At 38.0% G+C, this 22,318-nt stretch carries 20 protein-coding genes; 16 read left to right on the top strand and 4 right to left on the bottom strand.

The window, feature by feature from the left end; genetic code table 11:
- Positions 1–39: 39 nt before the first annotated feature.
- Positions 40–1,053 carry a DHH family phosphoesterase gene (locus FCR2A7T_RS03210; RefSeq protein ID WP_117614380.1) on the bottom strand — a complete coding sequence of 338 codons (1,014 nt, stop codon included), beginning with the start codon at positions 1,051–1,053 and terminating at the stop codon, positions 40–42.
- Positions 1,054–1,145: 92 nt separating this feature from the next.
- Here FCR2A7T_RS03210 and guaA point away from each other — a divergent pair, with 92 nt between their 5' ends.
- The 7 genes from guaA (at position 1,146) to proC (ending at position 9,924) form a co-directional block, all read left to right on the top strand.
- On the top strand, positions 1,146–2,675 hold the full coding sequence (gene guaA, locus FCR2A7T_RS03205; RefSeq protein ID WP_035117139.1) for a glutamine-hydrolyzing GMP synthase: 1,530 nt from the start codon (positions 1,146–1,148) through the stop codon (positions 2,673–2,675).
- 76 nt (positions 2,676–2,751) lie between these two features.
- Positions 2,752–4,680, top strand: coding sequence for a LysM peptidoglycan-binding domain-containing protein (locus tag FCR2A7T_RS03200; RefSeq protein WP_023569835.1), 1,929 nt, complete (start codon positions 2,752–2,754; stop codon positions 4,678–4,680).
- A complete protein-coding gene (locus FCR2A7T_RS03195) occupies positions 4,680–5,081 on the top strand; it encodes an OsmC family protein (protein ID WP_035117137.1) in 402 nt (133 codons plus the stop codon). The genes FCR2A7T_RS03200 and FCR2A7T_RS03195 overlap by 1 nt, the downstream gene beginning before the upstream one ends.
- Before the next feature lie 92 nt (positions 5,082–5,173).
- Entirely contained in the window at positions 5,174–5,404 is a 231-nt protein-coding gene (locus FCR2A7T_RS03190; protein WP_035117135.1) for a DUF3820 family protein, read from the top strand.
- A gap of 103 nt (positions 5,405–5,507) precedes the next feature.
- On the top strand, positions 5,508–7,124 hold the full coding sequence (locus FCR2A7T_RS03185) for a CTP synthase (protein ID WP_023569832.1): 1,617 nt from the start codon (positions 5,508–5,510) through the stop codon (positions 7,122–7,124).
- Between the two features lie 32 nt (positions 7,125–7,156).
- Entirely contained in the window at positions 7,157–9,043 is a 1,887-nt protein-coding gene (gene yidC, locus FCR2A7T_RS03180; RefSeq protein ID WP_023569831.1) for a membrane protein insertase YidC, read from the top strand.
- An 80-nt stretch (positions 9,044–9,123) separates the two neighbouring features.
- Complete coding sequence (gene proC, locus FCR2A7T_RS03175) at positions 9,124–9,924, top strand: pyrroline-5-carboxylate reductase (RefSeq protein ID WP_023569830.1); 801 nt, start codon at positions 9,124–9,126, stop codon at positions 9,922–9,924.
- 56 nt (positions 9,925–9,980) lie between these two features.
- Here proC and FCR2A7T_RS03170 read toward each other — a convergent pair whose 3' ends face one another.
- A complete protein-coding gene (locus FCR2A7T_RS03170) occupies positions 9,981–10,952 on the bottom strand; it encodes a fasciclin domain-containing protein (protein WP_023569829.1) in 972 nt (323 codons plus the stop codon).
- A gap of 60 nt (positions 10,953–11,012) precedes the next feature.
- Here FCR2A7T_RS03170 and FCR2A7T_RS03165 point away from each other — a divergent pair, with 60 nt between their 5' ends.
- From FCR2A7T_RS03165 to pafA, 6 genes are read left to right on the top strand one after another with little or no spacing between them, the layout of a single operon-like run.
- The gene (locus tag FCR2A7T_RS03165) at positions 11,013–11,750 is read left to right on the top strand and encodes a toxin-antitoxin system YwqK family antitoxin (RefSeq protein ID WP_023569828.1); all 738 of its coding nucleotides are present in this window, start codon (positions 11,013–11,015) and stop codon (positions 11,748–11,750) included.
- A gap of 21 nt (positions 11,751–11,771) precedes the next feature.
- The gene (mnmA, locus tag FCR2A7T_RS03160; RefSeq protein WP_023569827.1) at positions 11,772–12,959 is read left to right on the top strand and encodes a tRNA 2-thiouridine(34) synthase MnmA; all 1,188 of its coding nucleotides are present in this window, start codon (positions 11,772–11,774) and stop codon (positions 12,957–12,959) included.
- A 27-nt stretch (positions 12,960–12,986) separates the two neighbouring features.
- On the top strand, positions 12,987–14,606 hold the full coding sequence (locus tag FCR2A7T_RS03155) for a S8 family serine peptidase (RefSeq protein ID WP_023569826.1): 1,620 nt from the start codon (positions 12,987–12,989) through the stop codon (positions 14,604–14,606).
- A gap of 13 nt (positions 14,607–14,619) precedes the next feature.
- Positions 14,620–15,561: an NAD(P)H-dependent flavin oxidoreductase gene (locus tag FCR2A7T_RS03150; protein WP_023569825.1), complete on the top strand. Its 942-nt coding sequence runs from the start codon at positions 14,620–14,622 to the stop codon at positions 15,559–15,561.
- Positions 15,562–15,582: 21 nt separating this feature from the next.
- Positions 15,583–15,993, top strand: coding sequence for a hypothetical protein (locus FCR2A7T_RS03145; RefSeq protein WP_023569824.1), 411 nt, complete (start codon positions 15,583–15,585; stop codon positions 15,991–15,993).
- 40 nt (positions 15,994–16,033) lie between these two features.
- Complete coding sequence (gene pafA, locus FCR2A7T_RS03140; protein WP_023569823.1) at positions 16,034–17,647, top strand: alkaline phosphatase PafA; 1,614 nt, start codon at positions 16,034–16,036, stop codon at positions 17,645–17,647.
- Between the two features lie 49 nt (positions 17,648–17,696).
- Here the strand turns inward: pafA and lysA are convergent, their stop codons facing one another.
- Positions 17,697–18,902 carry a diaminopimelate decarboxylase gene (lysA, locus tag FCR2A7T_RS03135; RefSeq protein WP_023569822.1) on the bottom strand — a complete coding sequence of 402 codons (1,206 nt, stop codon included), beginning with the start codon at positions 18,900–18,902 and terminating at the stop codon, positions 17,697–17,699.
- Between the two features lie 202 nt (positions 18,903–19,104).
- Between lysA and sucC the strand changes: the two genes are divergently transcribed.
- Together sucC and FCR2A7T_RS03125 are read left to right on the top strand one after the other, a co-directional pair.
- Positions 19,105–20,298, top strand: a complete 1,194-nt coding sequence (sucC, locus tag FCR2A7T_RS03130; RefSeq protein ID WP_023569821.1) for an ADP-forming succinate--CoA ligase subunit beta — start codon at positions 19,105–19,107, stop codon at positions 20,296–20,298.
- 307 nt (positions 20,299–20,605) lie between these two features.
- Positions 20,606–20,944 (top strand): hypothetical protein, encoded by a 339-nt coding sequence (locus FCR2A7T_RS03125; RefSeq protein WP_023569819.1) that lies wholly within the window; start codon positions 20,606–20,608, stop codon positions 20,942–20,944.
- A gap of 75 nt (positions 20,945–21,019) precedes the next feature.
- Here the strand turns inward: FCR2A7T_RS03125 and FCR2A7T_RS03120 are convergent, their stop codons facing one another.
- Positions 21,020–21,445, bottom strand: coding sequence for a DUF1456 family protein (locus FCR2A7T_RS03120; protein WP_023569818.1), 426 nt, complete (start codon positions 21,443–21,445; stop codon positions 21,020–21,022).
- A gap of 165 nt (positions 21,446–21,610) precedes the next feature.
- Between FCR2A7T_RS03120 and FCR2A7T_RS03115 the strand changes: the two genes are divergently transcribed.
- Positions 21,611–22,318 carry a class I SAM-dependent methyltransferase gene (locus FCR2A7T_RS03115; RefSeq protein ID WP_023569816.1) on the top strand — a complete coding sequence of 236 codons (708 nt, stop codon included), beginning with the start codon at positions 21,611–21,613 and terminating at the stop codon, positions 22,316–22,318.

The following is a 22,318-nucleotide window of genomic DNA, read 5'->3' as shown; positions in this document are numbered from 1 at the left end:
AAAAGTTGCATTTTAGTGAAGTAAAAGCTTATTTCAGAATCAGTTATTCTTTTCAGCTGCTAAAATAGCAATAAATTGCTTTACTGTTTCATCTAAAGACAAAGTCGATTTTCCTCCGGCAGCATTGATGTGTCCGCCTCCGCTGAAATGCATTCTTGCAAATTGATTCACGTCAAAAGCACCTTGTGATCGGAACGATATTTTGATGATGCTTTCCTCTTTGTTTTCGATGAAAATGGCTGTAAAATCAAATCCTTTCAAAGATAAACCATAATTTACTATTCCTTCCGTATCGCCCTTAACATAACCAAATTGATCCAGTTCTGCCTGACTCAAAGTGATGTATGAGGTTTTGTATTCGGGCAACAGTTTCATGTTTTGCAAAGCGCGGCCCAATAGTTGTAAACGGTTGTAAGAACTTGTGTCGAATAATAAATTGTGAATTTTTGTATTCTCAACACCTTTGTCAATTAAATCCGCAACAACACGGTGCGTGGTACTGGTGGTAAGCGGAAAACGGAACGAACCTGAATCCGTTACAATTCCTGTATAAATGCAAGTCGCCACCGTTTTGTCAATCAGGTTTTCTCCACCCAATTGATGGATAAAATGATATACCATTTCGCAAGTAGAACCAAATCCGGTATCCGAAAATGTGTATGTTGCATAAGTATCCGGTAACTGATGGTGGTCAATCATTACGAATGTCGTGTTCAGTTTCTCTAAAGTGGCAGCCATAAAATCACCTACACGGTGTAATGCATTGAAATCTAATGTGAAAACAATATCGGCCTGTTTTAATTTTTCGGTACAGTTTTGTGTGTCTTTTTCAAAAATCATCACTTTTTCCGCATCGGGTAACCAGGCTAAAAAATCTGGGAATTCGTTAGGGGAAATTACGGTTACATCGTGGTTTTGCTGCTTTAAAAAGTGGTATAAACCCAGCGTAGAACCCATGGCGTCGCCGTCTGGATTACGGTGTGGGATAATTGCTATTTTTTTAGGGGAAGCTAAAAGTGTTTTAATCGCTTCAATATCATTGGCTGTCATCATGATGCGAAAATACGGTTTTTGAATAAAAAATTAGTTAAATAAATCTTTGAATTTTTAATTTTTCATTTTCACAGAAATGTCTATTTTTGCACATGCAACACAACGTACTTATTTTAGATTTCGGATCGCAATACACACAACTTATTGCACGCCGCGTTCGCGAATTAAATATATTCTGCGAAATTTTCCCTTACAATCATTTTCCTGATGATTTATCGAGTTATAAAGCTGTAATTTTAGGAGGAAGTCCTTTTTCTGTTCGTGGAGAAGATGCGCCACATCCTGATTTATCGCAAATTAGAGGTAAAATGCCTTTGCTTGCGGTTTGTTACGGAGCCCAATATTTAGCACATTTCAGCGGTGGAGAAGTAGCCGCTTCCAATACCAGAGAATACGGTAGAGCCAATTTATCCTATATTAAGGAAGACGAAATTTTCTTTGATGGTGTAGCTCAGAACAGCCAGGTTTGGATGAGTCACAGTGATAGTATCAAAGCACTGCCAACTAACGGAATTAAGTTAGCGAGTACCAATGATGTGGAATATGCTGCTTATAAAATTGAAGGCGAAACCACGTATGCGATTCAATACCATCCGGAAGTATTCCATTCCACAGATGGGAAACAAATGTTGGAAAACTTCTTAGTGAAAATAGCCGAAGTGCCTCAAAACTTTACGCCGGGTGCTTTCGTAGAAGAAATTGTAGCCGAAATGCAGGAAAAAATCCAAGGCGATAAAGTCGTTTTGGGACTTTCAGGAGGTGTGGATTCAACAGTAGCAGCGGTTTTATTGAATAAAGCGATTGGCAGCCAATTGTATTGTATTTTTGTAAATAACGGTTTATTGCGTAAGAATGAATTTGAAAACGTATTGAACCAATATAAAGGAATGGGCTTAAACGTGAAAGGAGTAGATGCTTCGGAACGATTTTTGTCTGAATTAGCCGGAGTGGATGATCCGGAAACCAAAAGAAAGATTATCGGCCGAGTGTTCATTGAAGTTTTTGACGACGAAGCACACCTTATTGAAGATGTAAAATGGTTGGCACAAGGAACTATTTATCCGGACGTGATTGAATCGGTTTCGGTAAAAGGACCATCGGCAACTATCAAATCACATCACAATGTGGGTGGTTTACCGGATTTTATGAAACTGAAAATTGCAGAACCTTTGCGTATGTTGTTTAAAGACGAAGTACGCAGAGTAGGAGCAACTTTAGGAATTGATCCGGAATTATTAGGAAGACATCCGTTCCCGGGACCAGGTTTGTCGATTCGTATTTTAGGCGATATCACTCCGGAGAAAGTCAGAATTCTTCAGGAAGTGGACGCCGTTTTCATCAACGGATTGAAAGAACACGGATTGTACGACAAGGTTTGGCAGGCAGGAGCAATCTTGTTGCCGGTGAACAGTGTTGGAGTTATGGGCGATGAACGTACCTATGAAAAAGTAGTGGCATTGCGCGCTGTGGAATCAACAGACGGAATGACGGCGGACTGGGTACATTTGCCGTATGACTTCTTAATGAAAATTTCAAATGAAATCATCAATAAAGTGAAAGGTGTGAACCGAGTGGTGTATGATATCAGCTCGAAACCGCCCGCCACAATTGAGTGGGAATAAAATAATTAAGAAAATTATGAATAAGTCGTTACAATCTATAACTTTGTAACGACTTGTTCGTTTTAAAAAATACCATATGAAGCAATTTTTTATTGGATTGTGTACCACTTTATTAGTTTCGGTTTCTGCCTTTTCGCAGACCAAGGAACATAAGGTTGCAAAAGGAGAAACTACGTATTCGATAGCCAAAAAGTACAATGTGGCTGTAGAAGATATTTACCGTTTAAATCCTGAAGCCAAAAATGGCGTCAATGAAAATGCGGTTCTTTTAATTCCTACGAAAGCAGGTCAGGCTGTTAAAACAGTTGTAAAAGATACTCCGAAACCAACCGGTAAAGAAACCCGTGTGTATCATGTGGTGGAAGCTAAAGAAACGGTGTACAGTATTGCTAAAAAATACGATACTTCTGAAGAATCGATTAAGAAAAACAATCCCGATATCGAAAAAGACGGATTGAAATTAGGGCAAACGATTGTCGTTTTTACCACTAAAAAAGTCGATAAACCTGCAACAGTGGTGAAAACAATTGCTCCTTCAGCACCGAAATATCATATGGTAGAACCGAAAGAAACCAAATTCGGTATTGCTAAAAAATATGGTTTAACGGTAGAAGAGCTTGAAACCTTAAATCCGGAAATAAGAGAAAATCTTGAAATCGGGCAAAATTTACGTTTAAATAAAGCTACTCCAGTAGCGGCCAAAACGGCTCCTGTTGTTTCAAAAGCTGTGGTTCAGTATATGGATTACACGGTACAGCCTAAAGAAACATTGTACAGTTTAACAAAAGCATCCGGATTGTCTCAGGAGCAATTGTTGGCTGTAAATCCGGAATTGGCAGCTGGTGTTAAAATAGGAATGATCATTAAGGTTCCTTCAAATGCCAAGTTCAATCAGATTACTCCAAATAAAGAGCAAGTTGATATTACTAAAACAATCAACAAGCAAGAAGGAAAGGAATTGGTATTACTATTGCCATTCCATTTGGATAAGATTGAAGCGGATTCGTTAAATTCTGTTACGGAAAGACTGAAAAAAGACAAGTTCTTAAACATGACGTTGGATTTTTATGCCGGTGCTTTAATCGCAATTGATTCAGCTAAAACTTTAGGTTTGCCGTTAACTGTTAAAATTCTGGATTCGGAAGAGTCTAAAAATTCTTCTGCGGTGGCGTCTTTGATTTCGTCTAATGACTTCTCAAAAACGGATGCAATTATTGGTCCGTTCTTCCAAAATCATGTGGAAACAACTGCCTCTTTATTGGAAAAATACAATACCCCGGTTATTTCTCCTTTGTCAAACGAAAGAGGAAAACCATACTCTAATTTATTCCAGGCAATGCCTAATTCGCTAGACGTAAAACGAAAAATGTTCGATTTTATGATGGAGAAAAACGGAAATATCATTGCTATTATTGATCCTAAAAAAGGAAGTGTGAAGCAATATATTACTGAAAATTATCCGGGTGTAAAAATTGCTGAAATCAATGATAAAGGTGTTCCAACATTGGAAAATGTAAAAAGTCTGATGGATAAAGACAAAACGAATTATGTGATTCTGGAATCCGAAAAAACCGGTATGGTATTAAGTACGTGTAATATACTGGTTTCTGCTTCAGCGGAATATCCGGTACAGTTGGTTACTTTGGAGAAAAACGAAACTTTGGATTTTGAAGAGATTCCACTTAGTAAATTAACTAAACTGAAATTGCTTTATCCTTCCGTTTCCAGAGATAACGAAACAGCACAGGCGGCAATTTTTGCCAAAGTGTTCAAAAAGAAAAATAATATTTTCCCAAATCGTTTCGCAACCCGCGGATTTGATGTAACGTTTGATGTAATCCTGAGATTGTTCCAGGACGGCGGTTACAAAGAATCGGTTAATGAAAAAGCTTCCGAGCAGATTGAGAGTAAATTTAATTATGTAAATCTTGACGGCGGATACTACAATAAAGGTGTTTATTTATTGTACTACGATGAAGATTTAACGTTAAAAGAAGCAAAATAATGACTTCAAAAGTGACTTATTTAGGCGATTTAAGAACATCGTCCATACATACCAATTCCGGAAGTGAAATCATTTCCGATGCACCTCTAGACAATAACGGAAAAGGGGAAGCTTTTTCTCCAACGGATACAGTTGCGAACGCGTTGGCAAGTTGCATGTTTACCGTAATGGGAATCAAAGCCAGAGATATGGAAGTTGATTTTTCAGGTTCAACGGCAGAAGTAACCAAAGTAATGGGCACAGAGCCAAGAAGAATCACGGAAGTGCATGTGACGTTCAATATGTCGATTTCTGCTGATGACAAAACCAAAACCATTTTGGAAAAAACGGCCATGACCTGTCCGGTTTTCTTCAGTTTGCATCCGGATATCAAAAAAGAAATAACGTTTAATTGGAAGTAAATTTAGAGAATAGAGAGTAGAAGTTTGTGATTAGATACTCGACTTTGTCTTTGTTCTATCATCTTTCATCTTTCATCTTTCATCTTTTTAGAATGAACAGTCAACAAGAACTTTTAATCAAACTCGCACATACCAAAATGCCCTTCGGAAAATACGAAGGGTATTTTCTTATCGACCTACCTGAATATTATGTGGTTTGGTATCACAACAAAGGCTTTCCCAAAGGTCCGCTTGGAGAACAGTTGCAATTGGTTTACGAACTGAAACTTAACGGGCTGGAAGAACTCGTGAGAAACATCCGTAGAAACTTCCCAAAGCCTTAATTCTTTAACGAATAATTGTCAATTATCAATTGCTAATTATCAATTTATAATCGTATTTTTGCCAGGTTTTTTACAACAACAACACAACAATAAACACAACACAATGAATCAAACGAAGTATATTTTTGTTACCGGAGGTGTGACTTCTTCACTTGGAAAAGGAATTATCGCAGCTTCTTTAGCAAAATTATTGCAGGCAAGAGGGTACAGAACAACCATTCAGAAATTCGATCCGTATATCAATGTCGATCCGGGAACGTTAAATCCATACGAACACGGCGAATGTTATGTAACGGATGATGGTGCCGAAACCGATTTGGATTTAGGACATTACGAACGATTTTTGAATGTTCCGACTTCGCAGGCGAACAACGTTACCACGGGTAGAGTGTATCTTTCCGTAATCGAAAAAGAGCGTCGTGGAGAGTTTTTAGGAAAAACAGTTCAGGTGGTTCCTCACATCACCAACGAAATCAAGGAGCGTATGCAGTTGCTTGGGAAATCGGGTGATTATGATATTGTGATTACTGAAATTGGTGGTACCGTTGGTGATATTGAGTCATTACCATATATCGAATCCGTGCGTCAGTTGGTTTGGGAATTGGGTGAAAATAACGGAATCGTAATTCACTTAACGTTGGTACCGTATTTGGCAGCAGCGGGTGAGTTGAAAACGAAACCAACACAGCACTCGGTAAAAACCCTGATGGAAAGCGGTATCAAAGCCGATATTTTGGTTTGCCGTACCGAACACGAATTGTCGCAGGATTTACGTCAGAAGTTGGCGTTGTTCTGTAATGTGAAAAAAGAAGCGGTTATTCAATCGATTGACGCCTCTACAATTTATGATGTTCCAAACTTAATGTTGGAAGAAGGGTTGGATAAAGTAGCGTTGAAGAAATTGGATTTACCGGAAAAAAACACTCCGGATTTATCCCAATGGAACGAGTTCTTACACAAACTGAAAAACCCGAAACACGAAGTAAACATCGGATTGGTAGGGAAATATGTAGAATTGCAGGATTCTTATAAATCGATTTTAGAAGCTTTTATTCATGCCGGAGCTGCCAACGAGACAAAAGTGAACGTAATTTCGATTCATTCGGAATATTTAGATGCCAAAACGGCAGAGGAACAGTTAAAAGACCTTGATGGTATACTTGTTGCTCCGGGATTTGGCGGTCGCGGAATTGAAGGTAAAATTGAAACCGTTCGTTATGCAAGAGAAAACAATATTCCGTTCTTCGGAATCTGTTTGGGAATGCAAATGGCGGTGATTGAATATTCCAGAAATATTTTAGGATATGCCGATGCCAATTCAACAGAAATGAATGAAGGGACGCCACATCCTGTAATCAGTATTATGGAAGAACAAAAAAATATTACAGATAAAGGTGGAACCATGCGTTTGGGAGCCTGGAAATGTCATATTAAAGAAAATACACTGGCACATAAAATTTACGGGAAAACCGATATTTTAGAGCGTCACCGTCATCGTTATGAATTTAACGGCGACTATTTGGATGCATTGGAAAATGCCGGATTAAAAGCATCAGGAATCAATCCGGATACCGGTTTGGTGGAAATTGTGGAATTGAAAAATCATCCGTTCTTCATTGGTGTTCAGTACCATCCGGAATATAAAAGTACGGTAGCCAATCCGCATCCGTTGTTTGTCAGTTTTGTGGCAGCCGCGGTGAAAAATAAAGTCTGTTGCTAAGAAGTTACAGACCAAAACAATAAAAAAGAACAATGGAAGAAAAAAAATTAGATTTTAAAACCATTTTAGGATTTGTATTAATCGCTGGTTTAATGATTTGGATGATGTACAACAACATCTCCGAAGAGAAAAAATCAATGGCGGAGGATGCTAAAAAAGCATCTGTTGAAAAAGTTGAAAAAGCAAAAGAACAATCGGTAGCGGCATTGGTTTCCGATTCTACACAAACTGATTCTTTGAAAGTGAAAGCCCTTCAGGGCACTTTAGGAGCGTTTGCTTATTCTGCTTCTTTGCCTTCTGCTAAAAACGAGGTTACAGAAATTAAAAATGAAGTGTTAACGTTGAAAATTGCTAACAAAGGTGGTTATATCGTTGATGCTAAAGTAAATAATTTTGAGAAATTCCATAAAGGTTCACAACTACCGGTTGAAATCATCAAAAACAACAATGCTAATCTGAATATTCAACTTCAAACTAAAGATAACCGTGTTTTAAATACAAAAGATATGTATTTCGAACCTACGGTTACCAAAGAAGGGCAAAATCAGGTGCTTACAATGCGTTTAAAAGCGGGTGCTGATCAGTTTTTGGAATACCGTTATGTGTTGAAACCAAACGAATACATGATGGATTTCTCTGTTCGTTCGCAAGGTTTGAACAATGTGATTAATACGTCAAAACCACTTGATTTGGATTGGCAGTTAAAAGCATTCCGTAACGAGAAAAGTATTTCGTATGAAAACCGCTACACTGATGTCCGTTATGAATATGAAGGCGGAAAAGACAACAGCTTGAGTGCTGCAAGTAAATTAGATGAAGAAACAGTTAACGATTTAACATATGTTGCTTTCAAACAGGATTTGTTTACGTCTATTTTATTGACAGAAACGCCGATTAAAGGAGCTCAGTTAAAATCAGAAAACCTAGTACATGATGAAGAAAAAGACACGGTTTTCACGAAGAATTTTTCTGCTAAATTACCGTTAGCTTTCAAAAACGGCGAATTGAATTATAACATGAACTGGTACTACGGTCCGGCGGATTATAAGATATTAAACAAATACGACAAAAACCTTGACGAAGTAATGCCTTTAGGATGGGGGATTTTCGGTTGGATCAACCGTTATGTTTTCATTCCGGCTTATGGATTCTTAAGTGGATTTATTCCTCACGGAATTGCAATTGTAATCTTTACAATGTTAGTGCGTTTGGTAATGTCTCCGGTAACGTATAAATCGTATTTGTCTCAGGCTAAAATGAAGGTATTGCGTCCTGAAATTAATGAACTGAATACGAAGTACGCCAAGGATCCGATGAAAAAACAACAGGAAACCATGAAATTGTATGGTAAGGCAGGCGTAAATCCGATGGCGGGTTGTTTACCGGCATTGGCACAGATTCCTATTTTCTATGCCTTGTTCCAGTTCTTCCCATCGATGTTTGATTTGCGTCAGAAAAGTTTCTTGTGGGCAGATGACTTGTCTTCTTATGATTCGGTTTTAGAATTACCGTTCCACATTCCGTTCTACGGAAGTCACGTGAGTTTATTCCCGATTTTAGCCTCCATTGCCATTTTCTTCTACATGAAAATGACAACCGGAGATCAGCAAATGGCTGCACCAGCTCAGGAAGGTATGCCGGATATGGGGAAAATCATGAAGATCATGATTTATATTTCTCCTATTATGATGTTGTTCTTCTTTAACAATTATGCTTCTGGCTTGAGTTTGTATTACTTTATTTCCAACACTATTACTATCGGTATCATGTTAGTGATTAAGAATTATATTGTTGACGAGAAGAAAATTCACGCTCAAATTCAGGAAAATAAAACGAAAGACAAGCCCCAAAGCAAGTTCCAAAAGAAAATGCAGGAAATGATGGAGCAGGCTGAAGCGCAAAAGAAAGCCAAAAACTAATTTAAAGTTATATAAATCAAAGCCCTGTTTTTAGAAAGTGTACGCTAATAAAATCAGGGCTTTTTTTATTTTATTAAGTCATGAAAATCACAATTATAGGCTATGGAAATATGGGAAAAACCTATGCCGGAAGTTTTATCAATTCGAGGTTTATTAAGGCCGATGATATTTTTGTGTTAACCCGATCGGTAGTTCAGGAAAAGGAGGCTTTCGGGATTCCGCTGACCAATTTTTATACGGAACCGGATTCAAAATTATCAGAAACGGATATTGTTATTTTAGCTGTTAAACCACAAGATTTTAAAGCGGTTTCTGAAAATCTGAAAACATTGCTGAATGAGAAGCATATTCTGCTTTCCGTGATGGCCGGTGTAACCATCGCTACCATTGAAAAAGTAACCGGATTGTCTAAAATTGTGCGTTCCATGCCTAATATCGCAACGCAAATCGGAATGGGGATGACGGTTTTTTCAGCTTCATCCGAAATTGACAGAAAGGAATTGTTTATTGTCCAAAATTTGATAAATACCACCGGAAAATCGGTTTATGTGGAAGATGAAAAATTGATTGATGCCGCAACTGCAGTTTCCGGAAGCGGACCGGCTTATGTTTTTTTCTTCATGAAATCGATGATTGATGCAGCACAGCATTTGGGTTTTACACAATCGGAAGCGGAATTGTTGGTCAATCAAACGTTTAGCGGTGCAATAAATCTGCAAAACGGAAGTTCTTTGTCAAACGAAGAATGGATTACGAAAGTAGCTTCAAAAGGAGGAACCACTGAAAAAGCATTGGAAATTTTTGATGTTTCGGATACCAAAACGGTTATTGGTAAAGCAGTTTTGGCTGCCAATGAACGTGCTTTGGAATTGGGTATGTAAAAGTAAAGCACCCTTTTGAGGTGCTTCACAGTTTGGTTGCCTATGTTTATGAAATTTTAGTTTAAAACCGGTAGTAATACTTTGTCAAGTACATGTATTACACCGTTTGAAGCTTGAACATCAACAGCGATTATGTTGCTGACCCTGTTGTTGGCATCAGTAATTTTTGCACCGCCCATTGTAGTAATCGTAAAGTTTCCACCTTGAAAAGTAGTAACAGATTGATTGTTCATTAAGGAGGCAGACAATACATTCGACCCCGCGACAACATGGTATTTTAATGTGTTTTCAAGTGTATTCTGACTGATATCATTTAAACCGGTTGCTCCAAGTTCTGTTAAAAGGGAACCGAAAGCAGTGTTTGTTGGGGCAAAAACAGTGAAAGGAGAATTTGTGGTTCCGGAAAGTATGCCGGCAAAATCAGGTTGGTCAGCTCTGGTGAGCGCACTTACCAGTATGCTGAAGTTTGGATTTGCCAACGCATGAGTTACAACAGTTGGTAATCCTATAACGGCATCAACAATATGGATAACCCCATTGGAGGCCGCTATATTAGGGGTGGTTACGTTTGAAATACCATTCAGTTTAACGCCACTCGTTGTGTTTACATACATGCTAAGGGTATTAGTTGTGGAAGCACTACCTTTGGCAAGTGTTTTAACGTAGCCCGTTGACAAAGAGGAAGAATTTAATGCTCCGGAAATTACATGATTTAAGAGAATTTCTTTTAAGGCATTTACAGGAACTTCATTTAATGAAGCATACCCATTGTCACTTAAAAAGGTTGTAAAAGCGGCATTTGTAGGTGCAAAAACGGTGTATGAACCACTTTGGTCTAATGTTTGTACTAAATCAGCACGGTTTAGTGCATCAACCAGAAGTGATAGATCAGGCGTTCTTGATGCTATTCCGGAAATTGAATTGTTTGTTGGCGACGAAGTTGTGTTATCATCGTCAGAACAGCTAAAGCTAACGCTCGCAATTATTGCCAGCACGCTTAATTTGATTACTTTTGAAATATTTTTCATAGTTGTATGTTTTTAATACTGCTAATTTAAGAAATACTAATTAAAATTGTTTAACAAAAAATGAAAAAGATTAAACAAAACATGAGTTTTATACTTTTGTTAACATTATGGTGTTCAGTTGTTTATAGTCAGAGTGAAAATAAATTTGATGAAAACGGCAAACGTCACGGGCTTTGGAAAGGTATTTACGAAGACACCAAAAATCCTCGTTATGAAGGGACTTTCGATCATGGGAAAGAAATCGGAATTTTTAAGTATTTCGACAATACCGTTAAGTTAGTTGTTATCGCAACCCGCGATTTTTCGGCAAATGACGGCTCTCATTATACCACTTTCTACAATCAGAAAGGATTCAAGGTAAGTGAAGGTAAAGTAGTAGGTAAAGATACCTACGTTGGAGAATGGAAATATTATCATTTGGATTCCCCTAAAATAATGACGTTTGAAAATTATGTAGACGGTAAATTACACGGCGTACGAAAAGTATATTTCCCAAATGGTAAAATTGCTGAGGAAACGACTTACGTGAATGGTGTGAAAAACGGACCTTATAAAAAATATGCAGATAACGGTGTAGTACTGGAGGATTCAAACTACAAAAACGACCAATATGAAGGTATGGCTACTTTCAGAATTTCCGAAAAGCAAATCAGCGGACAGGGAATGTTTAAAAATGGTAAGAAAGTAGGAATGTGGAAAGTACTTGAGAAAGGGAAACTTAAGAACGTAAACATGAATTTGCAAGGAAAAAAATTCCAAAAAAGAACAAAACCCGTTGAAGAGTATCCGGGGAAATAAATTTAATCAAAGAGTAGAGAAATGAAGCGTGTTGTTGTAGGACTTTCAGGTGGGGTAGATTCAAGTGTTGCTGCTTATCTTTTAAAAGAACAGGGCTATGAAGTCATTGGTCTTTTTATGAAGAACTGGCATGATGATTCGGTTACCATTTCGAACGAATGTCCGTGGTTAGAAGATAGTAATGATGCTCTTTTGGTAGCTGAAAAATTAGGAATTCCGTTTCAAACGGTAGATTTAAGCGAGCAATACAAAGAAAAAATCGTTGATTACATGTTCAGCGAATATGAAAAAGGAAGAACGCCAAATCCGGATGTGTTGTGCAACCGCGAAATCAAGTTTGATGTTTTTATGAAAATAGCAATGAGTCTCGGTGCCGATTATGTAGCAACCGGACATTATTGCCGAAAAGGAAGCCTCGAAAAAGACGGAAAAAAAATCTATCAATTGTTAGCCGGTGTTGACGGAAATAAAGATCAGTCGTATTTTCTTTGTCAGTTATCGCAGGAACAATTGTCAAAAGCGTTATTTCCAATCGGAGAATTAACCAAACCTCAGGTTCGTGAAATTGCGGCCAAAATGGATTTGGTAACTGCCGAAAAGAAAGATTCGCAAGGACTATGTTTCATCGGAAAAGTACGTTTGCCTGAATTTTTACAGCAACAATTGCAACCGAAAGAAGGGTTGATTTATGAAATAGCTGCTGATAATGCTGTTTATTCAAGTCGGAAACCGGAATTTTCTTCGTTGGAAGAAGAGTTGGCATTTGAGGCAAAAGATATAGTTTATACTCCGGAAATGGGTAAAGTAGTGGGCAAACATCAGGGTGCTCATTATTTTACAATCGGACAGCGCAAAGGATTGAACGTAGGCGGAACCAAAGAACCGCTGTTTATTATCTCCACCGATGTGAAAACCAACAGTATTTACACCGGTCAGGGCGGAAATCATCCGGGATTGTTTAAAAAAGCACTTTTTGTTCAAAATTCGGAAATTCACTGGATTCGTGAAGATCTGACTTTAGCTGATGGGGAATCGATGGAAATTATGGCGCGAATTCGTTACCGACAACCTTTGCAAAAAGCGAAATTGTACAAATTCAACAACGGAATGTATGTTGTTTTTGAGGAACCACAGTCGGCCATTACCGAAGGACAGTTTGTTTCGTGGCATATTGATGATGAATTAGTTGGTTCGGGAGTAATTTCTTAAATTAGCAACATCCAAATTCAGAAAGCCATGAAAAAAGCACTGCTCCTTTTTGTTCTTTTATTGACAACTGCCGCTTTTTCTCAGGAAGATGCATGGGTATATTTCGCTGATAAACCCCTGGCACAATCCTATATTGACAATCCGCTCAGTATGCTTTCTCAAAGGGCTCTAGACCGAAGAACCACTCAGGGAATAGGTTTAAATGTTCAGGATGCACCGATTCATCAGTTGTATATCGATCAAGTAACTGCTGCCACCGGAATCACCGTGATGGCCAAATCCAAATGGTTAAATGCACTACATGTTCGCGGATCTCAAACAGATATTGCTGCTCTTTCCGGACTTCCTTTTGTTAACCGAATACACTATGCCAATCATTCTTTAAATCCGGGTGGTCGTCAGTTGCCACAAGCCAATTTGACTACTTCGCGAATTAATAAGTTTTTAGATACTCAGGTGAATTATAATTACGGAGGATCTGCAACTCAGGTTCAAATGTTAAAAGCCGATTGGTTGCATCAGCAGGATTTCACAGGTTCCGGAAAGGTGGTGGCCATAATGGATGCTGGTTTTCCCGGAGTCAATACAGAAGCACCTTTTCAGCGCTTACGAGACAATAACCTGATTTTGGGTGGTTACGATTTTGTAAATAAAGTAGCTAATCCTTATACCGGTTACCAACATGGTACACAGGTACTTTCTAACATGGGAGGTTACGTCGATGCACAATTAATCGGAACAGCTCCGGATGCGCATTACTATTTGTTTATTACCGAAGATGTGAACAGTGAAAACCCTGTTGAGGAAAGCAATTGGGTAGAAGCGCTTGAAATGGCCGATAGTCTAGGCGTTGATGTGGTAAATACTTCTTTGGGCTATTTTGAATATGATACTGCAGCTTACAGTTATACTTATGACGATATGGATGGTCAGACATCGTTTGCGTCACGAGCAGCGGATATAGCGTTCAGTAAAGGAATGATTTGCGTTACTTCTGCAGGGAATTCCGGAAATACGGCTAATCCGCATATCGGGGTTCCGGGGGATGCGGCGACGGTTTTGACAGTAGGTGCAGTAAACAATGCCGAAATCAGAGCGACTTTCAGTTCGATAGGTCCTTCTTTCGATGGACGGATAAAACCGGATGTGATGGCAATGGGTGTCGCTGCAACGGTGGCAACGCAATCAGGAGCAATCGCCACCAATAACGGAACTTCTTTTGCAGGACCAATATTAGCAGGGGCGGTGACCTCTTTCTGGAGTGCTTTTCCAAATAAAACCAATGCTGAAATTGTGCAATTGGTAAAGGCTTCCGCCGATCGTTTCGCAAGTCCGGATAACAATTACGGTTATGGAATTCCCGATTTTCAACAGGCTTATAATACCGCTTTGTTGTCGGTGTCGGAATTCGATGCAAAAGGATTTGTGGTTTATCCCAACCCGGCTAATAATCAGGTTACTGTAACATTTACCGATGTTGTTACCAAACCAACAATTGCATTTTACAATAGCTTAGGACAATTGGTTTTACAGCAAACGATTGAAAACAATCCGGCCATTTCGCTTGATAATTTAAATTCAGGAATCTATATTTACAAAATTACTTTCGACAATGTTTCTCAAACCGGGAAGTTGGTTAAAAAGTAATGATACACTAACAATGAACAGAATAACAAAGCTTTTTAATATTAAATACCCAATTATTCAGGGTGGAATGATTTGGAACAGTGGCTATAAATTGGCAAGTGCCGTGAGTAATGCCGGAGGGTTAGGGCTTATTGGTGCGGGTTCCATGTATCCCAATGTTTTACGGGAACATATTCAGAAATGTAAGTTGGCTACCGATAAACCTTTTGGGGTAAACGTACCGATGCTGTATCCGAATATCGAAGAAATCATGGACATCATTGTGGAAGAAGGCGTGAAAATCGTATTCACATCCGCAGGAAACCCAAAAACATGGACTTCTTTTTTAAAAGAAAAAGGGATAACCGTGGTGCATGTTGTGAGTAGTTCCAAATTCGCTTTAAAAGCTCAGGAAGCAGGTGTAGATGCTGTGGTTGCAGAAGGTTTCGAAGCCGGAGGTCACAATGGCAGAGAAGAAACAACGACATTTACTTTAATTCCGATGGTAAAAGAAAATGTTACAATTCCCTTAATTGCTGCGGGAGGAATTGCTACCGGAAGAGGAATGTTAGCTGCAATGGTTTTAGGGGCTGATGGTGTACAGGTAGGAAGTCGTTTTGCTGCTTCTGTGGAAAGTTCATCGCACGAAAATTTTAAAAATACCATTGTTAACGTCAAAGAAGGGGATACACAATTAACCCTGAAAGAACTGGCTCCGGTTCGATTAATCAAAAATAAATTCTATAACGACGTTGAGGAATTGTATGCAAAATGTCCGACTACCGAAGAATTAAAAGCATTATTAGGGAGAGCCAGAGCAAAAAGAGGTATGTTTGAAGGTGATTTAGTGGAAGGCGAACTGGAAATCGGTCAGATAGCCGGCTTAATTCACGACATCAAACCGGTACAGCAAATTGTGGATAATATGATCAGCGAATTTGAATCGGCGAGAAATCAGGTGGCATCATTATTGTAATTTAAGAAAGAAAAAAAGAAGATGAAGTTTTTAAAAAATATAAGTTTAGCAATCCTTTTGTTTATCGGAGTAACTGCTGCGGCACAAACCTATCGTTTCGAAACGTCCGGGGTGAGTATGAGCATTAAAAATGCAAAGGGAAAATGGAGTCCGTATTCCGATTTTAAAGAAGCGAAAATAGTAGTGACGCTGGATACCAATAAAGATCGAATTGTAGTATATTCTGAAGTGGTTCAGTTGTATACTATTTTAGGTTATGACGATCCGAAAACCAGTAAAGAGGGAAGTATCGATACTTTTCAGTGTGTGAATGTAGATGGCGATAAATGTGTGTTGGCCATCCGCTCATTAAAAGGAACCGACGTAAAACAACTGTATATCTATGAAGACAGCAGGGTTTTGATATACAATATGAAATATGTAAAATTATAAGTCCCGGTTTTCGGGATTTTTTTATACAAACGAATCAAATATGAGAAGATTACTTCAGGTTGCCTTGTTGGGATTGGTTTCAACGGTATCGGCGCAACAAAAACCGAAATTAGTGGTTGGAATTGTGGTCGATCAAATGAAAATGGAATATTTATACCGGTTTTCCGATGATTTTTCAGAAGGTGGTTTCAAACGATTGATGCATAACGGGTATACCTTTCATAATATGCATTATAATTATATGCCCACCTATACTGCTCCGGGTCATGCTTCTGTTTATACGGGAACAACTCCGGCCACGCATGGAATTGTCGGCAATGAATGGTTTAACAAAGCTACCGGGAAAGAAGTGTATTGCACCGATGATGCTGCGGTAAAAACAATAGGAAACGGAATAGAAAGTGAAGGGAAAATGTCTCCCAAAAACCTTCAGGCAACTACAATTACCGATGAATTAAAACTGGCAACAAACTTCAAAGGAAAAGTAATCGGAATCAGTTTAAAAGACCGCGGAGCCATTTTACCGGCCGGACATTTTGCAAACGGCGCGTTTTGGTTCAGTAAAACGGGTGCTTTTATTTCAAGTACGTTCTATGGCGAACAATTGCCAAATTGGGTAACCGAATTTAATAATGAGAAACATTTTCAAAAATATATCGATAAAGGTTGGGACTTACTAAAGCCAAAATCGACTTACAATGAGAGTTTAACCGACAATAATCCTTATGAAGGCTTGTTGTACAAAAAAACGCCTTTTTTTCCATACAGTTTAAAGGACATGTACACAAATAACGACGCTGGTTTGTTGCGTTCAACACCATTCGGTAACAATTTAATAGTTGAATTTGCGGAAAGAGCTATTCAGGCTGAAGAATTAGGAAAAGACAATGTTACTGATTTTTTAACCGTTAGTTTTTCCTCAACGGATTATATCGGACATACGCTTGGTCCGCGTTCCATAGAACTGCAGGATACCTATTTGCGCCTGGATGAAAGCATAGCTGAATTTCTGACGTATCTGGATAAAAATGTCGGGAAAGACAATTATCTGTTGTTTCTGACTGCTGATCATGCCGGAGCTGAAAATGTTAAATATCTGAAAGATAATAAATACGATGTAGATAATATTCCGTGGAAAAATATCGAAACGGAATTAGCTGATTTTTCCAATAAAACTTTTGGCGTTAACGTTCTGCTGAATTATTCCAACTACAATGTTTTTCTGAATAAAGAAATGATCAAATCCAAAGGGTTGGAATTGTCAAAAGTAAAACAAGCGTTTAAGGACTATTTGTACACTCAAAAATATGTAAAGAAGGTATATGCTGAAGAAGAAGTTCTTGCGGCTTCCGGAAACGATTATTATTTGAGTTGCGTTGCAAAAGGTTACGACCCGGTTCAGAACGGAGAATTGATTGTTTTGTTCAAACCCGCTTATGTGGAATATTCCGGAACAGGAACTACCCACGGAAGTCCGTACAGCTATGACACGCATGTGCCTTTGATTTTCTTCGGATGGGAAATTAAGAAAGGACAATCACACGATAAAAAAGTGATTACGCAAATTGCTCCGACATTAGCACAAAAACTAAGAATTCCTTTCCCGAACGGCACCGAAGCCGAAGTGCTGACAGAAGTATTGGAATCCAAATAAAAACAAGAATCCCGTCTGGTTGTATAGCGAGACGGGATTTTTTTATTGGTTAGATTTCGATTTCAATCTGATTTCTCAGAATGTCTTCCATCGTTTCACGTTGGCGGATTAAATGTGCTTTTCCATCCATCCAAAGTACTTCGGCCGGTTTAAAACGCGAATTGTAGTTGGAAGCCATCGTAAAACAATAGGCTCCGGCATTTCGGAAACTTAAAATATCGCCTTCTTTTATTTCGGTAATTCTTCGGTTCGTGGCAAAGGTGTCGGTTTCACAAATATAACCTACAACCGAGTAGAAACGCTCTTTTCCTTTCGGATGTGAAATGTTCTCAATATAATGTTCGGAACCGTAAAGCATCGGACGGATCAAATGGTTAAAACCCGAATCAATTCCCGCAAAAACAGTAGAAGTCGTTTGTTTGACCACATTAACTTTCGCAAGAAAATATCCGGATTCGCTCACCAAAAATTTGCCCGGTTCAAAAGCCAAAGTCAATTCACGTCCGTATTCTTTTTCGAACGCTAAGAAACGTTTGGTTAGTTTTTTACCCATTTCTTCGACATTAGTTTCGATGTCTCCTTTTTTGTACGGTACTTTGAATCCGCTTCCAAAATCGATAAAATCCAATTCTTTGAAATGTTTGGCGGTATCAAACAAAATTTCTGCCGCATATAAAAACACTTCAATATCCAGAATATCGGAACCGGTATGCATGTGGATTCCGTTGATGTGCATTTTTGTGTTTTCGACAATTCTCAAAATGTGAGGCAATTGGTGAATGGAGATTCCGAATTTACTGTCGATGTGTCCCACAGAAATATTCGAATTTCCGCCCGCCATAACATGTGGATTGATACGAATACAAACCGGAATTTGCGGATGTTTCGCTCCAAATTGCTCCAGAATCGATAAATTATCAATGTTGATTTGTACGCCTAAAGCAGCTACTTCTTCGATTTCATCCATCGAAACGCCGTTGGGCGTATAGATAATTCTGTCCGGCGAAAAACCGGCACGCAATCCCAATTGCACTTCCTGAATGGAAACCGTGTCAAGTCCGGAACCCATCTTCTTCAGTAGCTTTAGAACAGATAGATTTGACAATGCCTTGACTGCATAATTGATGCGCAACTTTTCCACTTTAGAAAAAGCATTGGTTAAACGGTTGTACTGTGATTGAATTTTTTCGGCGTCGTACACGTAAAGCGGACACCCAAATTCTTCTGCTACTGAAAGTAATTGATTAGATTCCATTTTTAATTAAATTTTTCATAAAAATAGTAAACAAATTTGATTTATAAATGCGAAATATTTAATTCTGATGAAATTGGCGCTCTAATGTTTTACCCTTTCAATTTTTGTAGGGAAGATGTGTTATAAATCAAAAAAACATTAGGCACATTCAATATACTTTGTTATTTTTGTGGCACTTTATTTAAAGCAAAACACATCTATTATGAATTTACACGAATATCAGGGAAAACAAATATTAGCAAGCTATGGCGTGCGTGTGCAACGTGGTTATGTGGCAAATAATGCCGAAGAAGCTGTTGCAAAAGCAAAACAACTTACAGATGAAACCGGTACAGGTTGGCATGTAATCAAAGCTCAAATTCACGCAGGTGGTCGTGGAAAAGGCGGTGGTGTTAAATTGGCAAAAAATTTAGACCAGGTTAAAGAAATTGCTGGACAAATCATCGGTATGGATTTGATTACTCCTCAAACGCCTCCTACAGGAAAGAGAGTACACAAAGTATTAGTTGCTGAAGATGTTTACTACCCTGGAGAAAGTGAAACAAAAGAGTTTTACATGTCGGTTTTATTGAACCGTGGTAAAGGTCGTAATATGATTATGTATTCTACAGAAGGTGGTATGGATATCGAAGAAGTGGCAGAACACACTCCGGAGAAAATTTTTACAGAAGAAATTGATCCTTCAGTAGGTTTACAAGGTTTCCAGGCCAGAAGAATTGCTTTCAACTTAGGTTTGTCCGGTGAAGCTTTCAAAGATATGGTGAAATTCGTAGATGCTTTATACAAAGCGTACATCGGATCTGATTCTTCAATGTTTGAAATCAACCCGGTATTAAAAACTTCTGACAATAAAATCATGGCCGTTGATGCTAAAGTAACTTTAGACGACAACGCTTTATACCGTCATCCAAATTTAGCGGAGATGAGAGACATCACTGAAGAGCGTCCAATCGAAGTTGAAGCGAAAGAAGCAGGATTAAACTATGTAGATCTTGACGGTACAGTAGGATGTATGGTTAACGGTGCAGGTTTGGCAATGGCAACTATGGATTTAATTAAATATGCAGGTTTTGAACCGGCTAACTTCCTTGACGTAGGAGGAACAGCTGATGCAAAACGTGTGGAAACGGCTTTCCGTATCATCTTAAAAGATCCAAACGTAAAAGCAATCTTAATCAATATCTTTGGTGGTATCGTTCGTTGTGACCGTGTTGCTCAGGGTGTGGTTGATGCATACAAAAACATGGGTGACGATATTAAGGTGCCAATCATCGTTCGTTTACAAGGAACCAATGCTGAAATCGCTAAAGAATTAATCGATAATTCTGGTATGCCGATTTTATCTGCAGTTCAGTTCCAGGAAGCTGCTGACCAAGTGAAAGCTGCTTTATCTTAATTTCAGAATAATTTTCGAAATATATAGAAAGCCTTAGCAATTTGCTAAGGCTTTTTTTATTATACCAATGTAAATTTTTTGTATTCCGCTTTTTGAAGTTTAAGTTAATGTATCTAAAGGAAACTGACTTTTTCAGTTTTTTAACTGAAAAACGGTTGTTCATCGGGCGAAATCCGTATTTCATGGGATTTAGCAAAGAGAAGCATACTTCAAGTTTTAAATGTTGGTTAAGCTATTGGAAAGTAGTTCTTTTCTTATTGATGATTGCCTAATTTTGACCTGTAATCAAATAAAAAAAAATCAAAAAATGAAAAATTTAATCGCATTGTTTGTTGTTGTATTGTCAATGGATACAACGTTTGTTTCGGCTAACAATTCAAATGCAAAAGAAGATTTGCCAAAAGCAGTTAAAAAAGTGGTTAAGTTGTTAGAGACAACTAAATTTGATGAGGAACTTGAAAAAGAGTTAGTGGTAAAAGTACAGCTTAAAATTAACGCTGCAGATGAAATTGTGGTATTAAATGTTGGAACTGATAACGATGCAATTAAAAAATTCATCACAGGTAAACTGAATTATAAAAAAATCGACGCAGGTCAGTTAAAACAAGGAAGCGAATATTCTTTTTTTGTAACATTTAAGCCGTAATCGATAATTTTCTACAAATAAAAAAATCCCGTTTCATAAAAGGAGCGGGATTTTTAATTTTATAAAGAGCAAGAACTATTTGTTGTCTTTTTTCTTTCCGTTATTGTAGCGTACTTTCTCAACAATCGGTTCGGGTTTCTGTGACTTGAATGTTTTTTTGGGCGCTGGTTTCTTTTTTGCGTCCGTTTTGGGTTTGAAATCCGTTTTAGGTTTGTCTGAAGCCGGTCTGGCCTGAATCGCTGCTTGATTCTGTTTGATGACATCCATAGCGTTTTTAGGATTTTCCTTCGTACCACGCAAATAAATCACCAAAGCATTTAAAAAATTGCGCAATACCTGATCGCCACACTCCATGTATTTCTCGTGCTCTTCGTTGCGGAAAAAATTCCCGATTTCGCCCTTAGAAATTCGGAAATCAACTAATTCTAAGATTTCGACTATCTGATCATCACGTAATTGCAAGGCTACACGTAATTTTTTAAAAATATCGTTGTTTGTCATAAGTACTCTAAATTATTGGTAAAGATAGTTTATTTCTTTTTTAATTGCTGTTTAAGGGATATTGAATTGTAAAATGGGGATCCAACTATTTTTTTCTCATTAGAAGCAGATTTTGGTATATTTGCCGTACATTCAAAATAAATAAATCTAAACATCAGCCAAAAAATGACCCGAATAGAAGTCTTAAATGCGATTATAAAGAAAAACAACGTAACAAATTATCTGGAAATTGGGGTTAACCGAGGCAAATGTCTTTTTAATATCAAAGGCGCCCAAAAGCGTTTTGCAGTAGATCCCTTTTTTAATTTTAATCTGTGGAAAAAATGCAAGGCCATTTTAAAAAATACCGATAATTTAAAGAATACTTATTTTGAAGTAACAAGTGATGCTTTCTTTGCTTCCAATAAAGAATTATTGAAGGCGAACATCATTAATTTGGCTTTTATTGACGGACTTCATACTTACGAACAATCGTTACAGGACACTTTAAATACTTTGGAATATTTGGATGAAGGCGGTGTGATTGTATTGCATGATTGTAATCCTCTTGATGAATTGGCGGCATATCCGGCAGCATCCATTGACGACGCACGTAAAGATTTGAAAGATCACAAAGACTGGAAAAATATCTGGAATGGTGATGTTTGGAAAACGATAGTGGATATCCGAAAAAACCATCCTGAGTTAACCGCTTTTGTATTAAATACGGATCACGGTTTAGGATTTGTTTATAAGAAGAAAAGAGAACAATTGCCTGAAATTTTCAATCAGGTAGGGAATATCGACGAATTGGATTATTCCTTTTTGGAGAAAAACCGAAATGAGTTGTTAGATCTAAAACCGGTTTCTTTTTTTAACGATTTTTTAAAATAA

The sequence above is a fragment of the Flavobacterium cauense R2A-7 genome (genome assembly GCF_000498475.1).
Taxonomy (GTDB): domain Bacteria; phylum Bacteroidota; class Bacteroidia; order Flavobacteriales; family Flavobacteriaceae; genus Flavobacterium; species Flavobacterium cauense.
The sequence above is the reverse complement of the archived record's forward strand: the minus strand, read 5'-3'. Positions and strand labels throughout refer to the sequence as shown.